The sequence below is a fragment of the Paenibacillus vulneris genome, from assembly GCF_039543185.1.
Classification (GTDB): domain Bacteria; phylum Bacillota; class Bacilli; order Paenibacillales; family NBRC-103111; genus Paenibacillus_S; species Paenibacillus_S vulneris.
Genome location: NZ_BAABJG010000045.1, coordinates 83,376 through 91,548, shown reverse-complemented (window position 1 = coordinate 91,548; position 8,173 = coordinate 83,376). Strand labels below are relative to the sequence as shown.

8 protein-coding genes are annotated in these 8,173 nt (G+C 52.9%); 2 read left to right on the top strand and 6 right to left on the bottom strand.

Going from position 1 to position 8,173, the window contains the following annotated elements; genetic code table 11:
• Positions 1–107: 107 nt before the first annotated feature.
• The 3 genes from ABEA66_RS30460 to ABEA66_RS30450 all read right to left on the bottom strand — a co-directional run bounded on the left by ABEA66_RS30460 (position 108) and on the right by ABEA66_RS30450 (position 4,057).
• Positions 108–2,516 carry a heavy metal translocating P-type ATPase gene (locus ABEA66_RS30460; RefSeq protein ID WP_345593542.1) on the bottom strand — a complete coding sequence of 803 codons (2,409 nt, stop codon included), beginning with the start codon at positions 2,514–2,516 and terminating at the stop codon, positions 108–110.
• A 62-nt stretch (positions 2,517–2,578) separates the two neighbouring features.
• Complete coding sequence (locus ABEA66_RS30455) at positions 2,579–2,902, bottom strand: ArsR/SmtB family transcription factor (protein WP_144028090.1); 324 nt, start codon at positions 2,900–2,902, stop codon at positions 2,579–2,581.
• 306 nt (positions 2,903–3,208) lie between these two features.
• Entirely contained in the window at positions 3,209–4,057 is an 849-nt protein-coding gene (locus tag ABEA66_RS30450) for an AraC family transcriptional regulator (RefSeq protein WP_079914566.1), read from the bottom strand.
• A 94-nt stretch (positions 4,058–4,151) separates the two neighbouring features.
• Here ABEA66_RS30450 and ABEA66_RS30445 point away from each other — a divergent pair, with 94 nt between their 5' ends.
• Both ABEA66_RS30445 and ABEA66_RS30440 read left to right on the top strand, forming a co-directional pair.
• Positions 4,152–5,222, top strand: coding sequence for a Gfo/Idh/MocA family protein (locus ABEA66_RS30445; RefSeq protein ID WP_377740823.1), 1,071 nt, complete (start codon positions 4,152–4,154; stop codon positions 5,220–5,222).
• A gap of 24 nt (positions 5,223–5,246) precedes the next feature.
• Positions 5,247–6,104: a sugar phosphate isomerase/epimerase family protein gene (locus ABEA66_RS30440; protein ID WP_345593540.1), complete on the top strand. Its 858-nt coding sequence runs from the start codon at positions 5,247–5,249 to the stop codon at positions 6,102–6,104.
• 123 nt (positions 6,105–6,227) lie between these two features.
• On the opposite strand, the gene ABEA66_RS30435 is transcribed toward ABEA66_RS30440, so the two are convergent.
• The 3 genes from ABEA66_RS30435 to ABEA66_RS30425 form a co-directional block, all read right to left on the bottom strand.
• Complete coding sequence (locus ABEA66_RS30435) at positions 6,228–6,725, bottom strand: hypothetical protein (RefSeq protein WP_345593538.1); 498 nt, start codon at positions 6,723–6,725, stop codon at positions 6,228–6,230.
• An 80-nt stretch (positions 6,726–6,805) separates the two neighbouring features.
• Positions 6,806–7,588: an MBL fold metallo-hydrolase gene (locus ABEA66_RS30430; protein WP_345593536.1), complete on the bottom strand. Its 783-nt coding sequence runs from the start codon at positions 7,586–7,588 to the stop codon at positions 6,806–6,808.
• A gap of 132 nt (positions 7,589–7,720) precedes the next feature.
• A complete protein-coding gene (locus ABEA66_RS30425; RefSeq protein ID WP_345593534.1) occupies positions 7,721–8,059 on the bottom strand; it encodes a winged helix-turn-helix transcriptional regulator in 339 nt (112 codons plus the stop codon).
• Positions 8,060–8,173 lie beyond the last annotated feature (114 nt).

Sequence of the window (8,173 nt, the reverse complement as noted above, 5' to 3'; positions counted from 1 at the left end):
GCCTTTAGAGTACCGGCGTCAGCTTGTGGCATAGGGTTTTTTTCAATGTCTACAAAATGGGGTCTTGACCAGCCGCGGGCAAGGGGGATACTTAAAATTTCGATAGATTATTGACCGCCGGTTGGAGATTTCCGTTCCACAAGCATTGTAAGACTAAGCAGGCTGATAATGATCGTGGCCCCCATATCGGATAAAATGGCGAACCACAGAGTCAGCATCCCGGGAATCGTGAGCAGCAGCGCAGCGAGCTTAAGCCCCATCGCGATCGTAATGTTGATGGCGATGATCCGGTTCGTGCTGCGGGCTATGGCGATGGCATCGGGCAGCTTGCCGAGGTGATCCTGCATCAGCACGATATCCGCCGTCTCAATGGCGCTGTCCGTGCCTTTGCCCATCGCAATTCCCAGCTCGGCGGTGGCGAGAGCCGGGGCGTCGTTGATTCCGTCGCCAACCATGGCGACCCGTCCGCCTCGTCCGAGCTCACGGATTTTCTCAACCTTATCCTCCGGCAGCAGACCGCCGTAGAAGGAGGTGACACCGACGGCGCGTGCAACCTTCTCCGCCGTTTGCGGATGATCACCCGTCAGCATAACTGTGCGGCGAATGCCGCGGCGATGCAGCGAGGCGACCACGCCTGCGCTTTCCGGACGAACCTCGTCGGCGATGCCGAAGAGCCCGAGAACCGCTTCCTGGTCTGCAACCAGAACCAATGTCAGACCGCTTGCCTTGAAGCGGGCAATATCCTCTTTAACAGCCTCCGGCAGAGCAAGATGGCTGACGCTCGCTTCATTGCCCAAGGAGTAGCGCTTGCCGCCAAGCACCGCGCGAATCCCGACGCCGGAAGCGGCGACAACCTCCTCGGGCTGCTCGGCCTGGATGCCGCGCTTCCCGGTTTCGCGCAAAATCGCTTTGGCCAGCGGATGGGTGGACGACTGCTCGATGCTTGCCGCGACGCGGTAAAAGCGTTGTTCGTCGGCATCGTACACGGCTGTTTGCTCCACATGCGGCTCTCCCAAGGTGAGCGTTCCCGTTTTGTCAAAGGCGATCGTATCGATACGGCCCAGCTGTTCCAGGAATACGCCGCCTTTGACCAGAATGCCGTGCCGCGCGTTGCGTGTAATTCCGGCAACGATGGCAATAGGGGAGGCCAGGATTAAAGCGCAGGGACAACCGACGATCAGTACGGCAAGCCCTTGGTACAGCCACTCCTTCCAATCGCCTTGGAGGAAGAGGGGAGGGAAGACGGCAACGATCAGAGCAATGATCATGATGGCTGGAGTATAGTATTTGGCAAAACGATTAATAAACAGCTCGGTTGGCGTCTTGGTTTCCTGTGCCTCCTGCACCAAATGAAGAATACGGGCAAGGGACGAATCCTCATAAGCCTTTTCTATAAGAATGTGCAAAACGCCGTCGTGGTTAATGCTGCCGCCAAACACCGGATCCCCCGGCACCTTCTCCAAGGGGAGCGACTCCCCGGTAATTGCGGCTTCGTTAACGGAGCTCGTGCCTTCAAGCACGCGGCCGTCGGAAGGGATCTTCTCTCCCGCCCGGACCAGCACGATGTCTCCTGCCTCGAGCGACTCGATAGGCACGGAGGCTTCCTTACCGTCCCGTATCCTTACCGCTTGCTTAGGCGCTACCTGCAGCAAGGATTCCATGGAACGGCGCGCTTTCTCCATTCCGATGCCTTCGAGCAGCTCATTGATACCGAACAGGATGGCCACCATGGTCGCTTCTTTCCATTCGCCGATGCTTACAGCGCCAATCAAGGCTATCGTCATCAAGGTGTCCATATTGAACCGAAGCTTGACCAGACGCTTGAGTCCTTTAATGAAGGTGCTGTAACCGCTCAACAGGATGGCGCCGAGATAAAGAAGGATGCTTACGAAGCCCGGAACCCGGTCCTCAAGCAGCAGCGCGGCCCCATATAAAACAGCGGAAACGACCAGCTGCTTGATCATGGAAGATCCGCCATGGGAGTGGGAATGGTCGTGTCCGTGATCATCGTGCTCATGGGCATGATCGTGAGCATGCCGGTGGTCATGTCCATGCTCATGTGAGTGGTCATGCGCATGGCCGGAAGCTCCGTCGTTCCTGGAGGAAATGTGCGGAACAGTCCGGGCAGCCGCATCTCCATGCTCCACGGCATCGGAATCAGCATGATGGCCGCGGGAGTGATGATGCTCCGTGCCGCAGTCCGTGCATGCGTGTTCTACCGCAGCGCTGACCTGCTCTCTGCTTTCCTCAAGACGCTCGTTATGACTCCGCACCCGCTGAGTCACTTTGCCGGCAGCCGCCGGTTTAACGGAACGCGGGGCCAGCGAATCGATAAATGCGCCGTCGGAGCGCAATATTTTTTGAACCTCGGGCAACGATACATTAGGATCGATCTTCAGCTTGCCGCTATTATAATTGAGCGTTGCGTTTTGTCCGTGCTCGAGCTGCTGAATCTGCTCCTCCATCTCCCGGGCACAGTTCGCACAGCTTAAACCTTTCACTCTATATTCCAGCATGGCTATTCCCTCATTTCGCGCTTGTCTCCGGTCTGTCTCCATCCCGGCATTAATCAGCCCAGCTAATCGTGGTTGGCGTGGTGAATCGCTTCACTGAGCAGATCCATCACGTGCTCGTCATCATGTGAATAATATAAAGTGGTACCGGCTCTTCTGAATTTCACCAGACGCAGGTTTTTCAAGAAGCGGAGCTGGTGGGATACGGTCGATTGAAGCAGCGAGAGCTCGTCGGCAATTTCATTGACCGAGCATTCTTTTTGTGACAGCAGGTATAGAATGCGTATCCGTGTTGTATCGGATAAAGCCTTGAACGTTTGAGATACCATAAACAAAGTTTCTTCATCCAAGGAACGGACGGAAACATCCGGCCCTTGAGGGCGGTCCATAGATTCCATAAAATACCTCCATAAAATGAACGTATGAATATATGAGTATATGTTCATATAGTATTCTATAAGGATGTTTTTGTCAACGACAAATGTCCTTATTGTCGAAAGAACGGAGCTTAAACGCAGATAGGAATAGGATGCGCTTTTTGACGCCGGAACATGAAAAAAACAGGAAACGTCTGAACCATTCATCCTATGGACGGAACGGTTCAGACGTTTTTTGGCATTTCAATGGGGTTAATGTCCGGTGCTCCCCGCAAAGTAATGGAATAAGCTTCGAAGCAGGTCTCCACTTGTCGGGAGCTATACGGTGCCGCGGAACATTTTGGGCGATACGCCGACGATTTTTTTGAACAGACGGGAGAAATAAAATACGTCCTGATAGCCTAGAGAGGAAGCGATTTCCTTTAACGATTGATCCGTGTTAAGAAGAATATTTTTGGCTTCCGCCATCTTCAGGCGGTGAACATACTCATTCAGCGGATAGCCCGTATATTTGCTGACGATTCGCCGGAGCGTCGGAAACGAGATGTGATGCCGTTCGCATAATTCGGCAGGATCAAAGGGCCTGTAAATATAGTCGGTTACCGCTTCGATCAATTTGAGCGCATTTTCGGCCTTTGTGACTTTGGGGACGGATTCGGAGCTAAGGGCGAACTCCAGCAGCATCGCCTCTACGGCTAATGCGGCCCGGTCGATATTACTCGGAATGCCGCTTTCCATCAGCATAAAAATACGGTTGATTCGCGTCAGCTGCTCTTCCTCCGTCTGCTTGACTTTGCCGGGCTCTATAAGACCGGATTGAAGCCATTCTTGAATCCGCGGTCCTTCAATCGTGAAATAATGCTCATCCCAGTGCTCGTTCTCCCCAGGTCCGTAATGAAATACGGCTCCCGGGTACAGCAGGAAGAAGCTGCCCTGCTTGACCTTCTGCTTGTCGCCGTCATTCACCTGGTAGGTTCCCGAGCCTCCGGAAATATAGACGATCGCCCAGTAGGTGAACCTGGCCTGGCTCCGATAATGGATCCGCGCCGGGATATGGCCTACGTTGATCACTCGGAGCGCTTGTACCTTCAATATGCTTTTATCCACCGTCAGGTCAACGATCCGAATTGGCTGCCGACTGATCTTATAGTCCATGTAACTGATCATCGCTTACATTCCTTCTTTGCTGGATACGTGATAATTTGAGTATATAGTGCATTCAACATTAGCTCAACGATCAAAATCGACTAAGGGAGGATGGATGAAATTGAACAAGCTGAACATAGGAATTATCGGGGCAGGCTCCATCTCGGATTTGCATTTTCAGGCTTACCAAAAGCTGGGGGAGGCCGTTCAAATTGCCGCTGTGTGCGATCTTAACCGGGCTAGAGCGCAGGAGAAGGCGGACAAATACGGGGCAGCGCATGTGTATGAGGATTATCATGAATTGCTGGCGAATCCGTCCATCGATGCCGTTAGCATCTGCACCTGGAACAATACTCATGCGGAGATCAGTATTGCCGCGCTGAAGGCAGGCAAGCATGTGTTGGTTGAGAAGCCGCTATGCCGCACAGTGGAGGAAGCGTTGAACGTACAGCAGGCGGTCCGCGAATCCGGCAAGGTGCTTCAGGTCGGCTTTGTCCGCCGGTATGACGCCAATGCGCAGCTAATGAAACGGTTCGCAGACAGCGGGGAGTTCGGCGACATTTATTATGCCAAAGCCTCTTGCATACGCCGGCTGGGCAATCCGGGCGGATGGTTCGCGGACAAGGAGCGTTCCGGCGGCGGACCGTTGATTGATATCGGAGTCCATGTTATCGATATTTGCTGGTATTTGATGGGGAGACCCAAGGTCGTTTCCGTCAGCGGGAACACGTATCGCAGACTGGGAAACCGCGGCAATGTGAAGAACCTGTCCTTCTATAAAGCAGCCGATTATGACGCCAGCCAGAACACCGTAGAAGACATGGCTAATGCGATCATCCGTTTTGAGAATGGCGCCTCCCTTATGGTCGATGTCAGCTTCACGCTGCATGCGAAGCAGGATGAGACAGTCGTCAAGCTATTCGGGGAAAAGGGCGGATTCGAGCTGGAGCCTGCAATGGCGCTGGTTTCAGAGAAGCACGATATCATTCTGAACATTACGCCGCAGACGGATCAAAAGGGGCTTAACGTCACTGCGGCCTTCCAAAATGAAATCCGCTGCTTCATCGAGAGCTGCACGACAGGGGCGGAGCCGATCAGTCCTGTAGAGGACGGCGTGGAACTGATGAAAATATTATGCGGTATTTACGAATCGGCCGAAACGGGCCGCGAGGTCCGCTACGAATAACCTGCCAAGGAGGGTCAAGATCACATGAAGCTAGGATTAAGCTCATATAGTTTGGTACGTGCCATCAAATCTCAACAGTTGGATATTCTTGGGGCGATAGATTGGATCGCTGACAATGGCGGGGAGCATGTGGAGATTGTCCCTATCGGGTTCAATCTGACGGAGAATCCGGAGCTGATCGATGCGATTCGTGACAAGGCGGCAGCTGTAGGAATCGATATATCCAATTATGCGATCGGGGCGAATTTCATTACCGAAACCCGGGAGCAGTATGAGAGCGAGATTGAGCGGGTCAAGCGCGAGGTCGATATAGCGCATCGTCTCGGAGTCAAGCGGATGAGGCACGATGTGGCTTCGCGCAAGGACACTTCCATGCTCCGCTTCCAGGAGGACCTGGAGCTTCTCGCATCGGCCTGCCGGCAAATTGCCGATTATGCGGCCCAATTCGATATTGTAACCAGTGTCGAAAATCATGGCTACTATATTCAAGCAAGCGACAGAGTTCAAGCGTTGATCCATGCGGTGGACCGTCCGAATTTCCGGACGACGCTCGACGTAGGCAATTTTATGTGTGCGGATGAGAACTCCGTTGCAGCCGTGAAAAAGAACATTGCCTATGCTTCTATGGTTCACTTCAAGGATTTCTATCTTCGTCCGGCGGCTTTGAATCCGGGTACGGGATGGTTCCCGACAGCAAGCGGCAATCATCTTCGGGGAGCGATTGTCGGTCATGGCGATATCGATATGCGTCAGGTCATCAGCATTATTAAGCATTCCGGCTACGACGGCTATATTTCCGTAGAATTCGAGGGTATGGAGGATTGCTTTACCGGCTCCAAGCTGGGCTTGGAAACGGTCCGAAGACTATGGGATGAAGTATAACCGTCCCCGTGTCGTCGTCGTGCGATGAATGATTTTTTGTAAAAAGAGGGTTCGGTCTTGTTCCGGCTTTGGAACAGACTGGACCCTCTTTTTATTCCGTGGCCGGAAGCTATAAGCTTAGTGCTATGGCGAATATTTCTTTTGCCACTGCTCCAGCCAGTCCGTATAGCTAAGCCCCGTCAATTCCTCCAGTGTTCTGCCATCCAATGAGTAGACGGCTCCCGCCGCATCCATATCCGGATAGGAATACCCGCCGATCACTTTGCCCTTTGACATCATGATGAAGACATTTGTCTTCTTCTTGTAGATCCGTTCCAGAGGATGCTGCTTGACGGTAAAACGGTAAATCGTGATTTGGTGTCCGAAATACTTATCCGGCTCCTCCTGCTGTACCGCCCACATTTGCCTGAAGGGAGTCGATTCCGGGCTGCCGTACAGCAGGCTTCTGTCCAGCTGATAGCTGTAGATGGGGCCGCCGCTTGAGGTGATGGTATAGCCCTGCGACTTCACGAATTCCTTGGCCGCAAGTTGATCTCCGCTTGCTTCCGGACCCTCGCCGCAGCCCGCAAGGAGAAGGAGCAGCAATCCGAGGAGCAATCCTATCCAAGCGCGTCTTCCCATAAGCAGGACCCTCCTTGAGTACTCGTTTGGTTCTGCTAGGATTGACGCGCCAGGTGCGGGGAAAGTTGCAAGCAGTCCCCTTATTCCAGCCGAAGCTGCATTCCGTTTTCCGCAAGGGCAACATATGACGGAAGCCCGTAATCGCGCAGCACATCGACGCCGTGGGACATATGCGTGAATAGAGTCCGCGCAGGCTGAACCTCTTCAAGCAGCAGCAGCGCTTCCTCCATATCATAGACGGAGCGTGTAGGCAGCGCGGCTTCTTCTTTATAGAAGTTGGTTCCCAGCACAAGCAGCTGAAGTCCGTGCAGGGGAGCTTTTTCTTCCTTATTCAAATTAATTGCATCGGAGCAATACACCCAGCTGTAGGGGGCCGAGCCGGTACGGGTGAATTTGTAGGCATAGGAATAGCCGTTCTTGCCGTGGCAAACCTTCCAGGGCACAATGTCCCAGTTCTCCCATGTCAGACCGTTCATGCAATCGTGCATTTCGAGATGGCGTTCGAGCCACGGGAACTGCTGAGCGATGGTCTCAAGGACATCGCCAGGAGCATAGAGATGGCCCTTGCGTCCCAGCCAGCGGCAGGCGTCGGCCCATTCAGGAAGACCGGCGATATGGTCAAAGTGAGCATGTGTAATCAGCACATGCTCGATAAATCGTTTGTCGAGACGCTCCATCTGCGTTCTCCAATCCGGTCCGCAGTCGATCAGCAGCTCGTGTCCGCCTGCACTCAGCATTGCCGAAGAGCGAAAGCGCCGGTTGCGGCCTGTCGTTCTCGCTTCCATGCATATATCGCAAGAGCAGTAAACTCGGGGAACGCCCATCGAGTCGCCAGTGCCCCAAAATGTCAATATGTCGTTCATGTTCTGCATCTCCCGTTACGGTATCATTTGCTTTTCAAGCATAGCAGGAATTTTTTCGTACAACAAGAAGCCTCTACATACCGTGGTATTCCGCCCTTGCGGATTTACCCCTGGGACTGGCTTTCAACGTGCCTAAAGTGTCAGACCAAAGCGCTTCAGCTCGATAAAGATATTTTCCAGCTGTTTGCCTTTTTCCGTAAGGGTATACTCCACTCTCGGAGGGACCTCGGGATATACCGTACGGGTCAGGATGCCGTACTCCTCCAATTCCTTAAGCCGAAGAGACAGCGTCTTCGGACTGATGCCGTCGAGACATTTTAACAAATCGCTAAACCGCATCGTGCCTTCAATCAGCAGATCCCGAAGGATCAAGAAGGTCCATTTGGTTCCGATCATATCGATGACTTTGGCAATGGGGCATACTTCGTCCGGCGTGCCTTTGGTTAATGTCAGCGGCTCCCGGTTATCCATAACATCATCAGTCCTTTACCTAAGCTTGAATTTTTCCAACCATAGCACAAAACTAACTTTTCGGAAACTATATGACAATAATATCACTACTTCCTTAAATAAATTTGATGCATA

Coding starts and splice junctions, on each gene's coding strand:
- ABEA66_RS30460 (WP_345593542.1), bottom strand. CDS start 2,516: ATGCTGGAATATAGAGTGAAAGGTTTAAGCTGTGCGAACTGTGCCCGG.
- ABEA66_RS30455 (WP_144028090.1), bottom strand. CDS start 2,902: ATGGACCGCCCTCAAGGGCCGGATGTTTCCGTCCGTTCCTTGGATGAA.
- ABEA66_RS30450 (WP_079914566.1), bottom strand. CDS start 4,057: ATGATCAGTTACATGGACTATAAGATCAGTCGGCAGCCAATTCGGATC.
- ABEA66_RS30445 (WP_377740823.1), top strand. CDS start 4,152: ATGAAATTGAACAAGCTGAACATAGGAATTATCGGGGCAGGCTCCATC.
- ABEA66_RS30440 (WP_345593540.1), top strand. CDS start 5,247: ATGAAGCTAGGATTAAGCTCATATAGTTTGGTACGTGCCATCAAATCT.
- ABEA66_RS30435 (WP_345593538.1), bottom strand. CDS start 6,725: ATGGGAAGACGCGCTTGGATAGGATTGCTCCTCGGATTGCTGCTCCTT.
- ABEA66_RS30430 (WP_345593536.1), bottom strand. CDS start 7,588: ATGAACGACATATTGACATTTTGGGGCACTGGCGACTCGATGGGCGTT.
- ABEA66_RS30425 (WP_345593534.1), bottom strand. CDS start 8,059: ATGGATAACCGGGAGCCGCTGACATTAACCAAAGGCACGCCGGACGAA.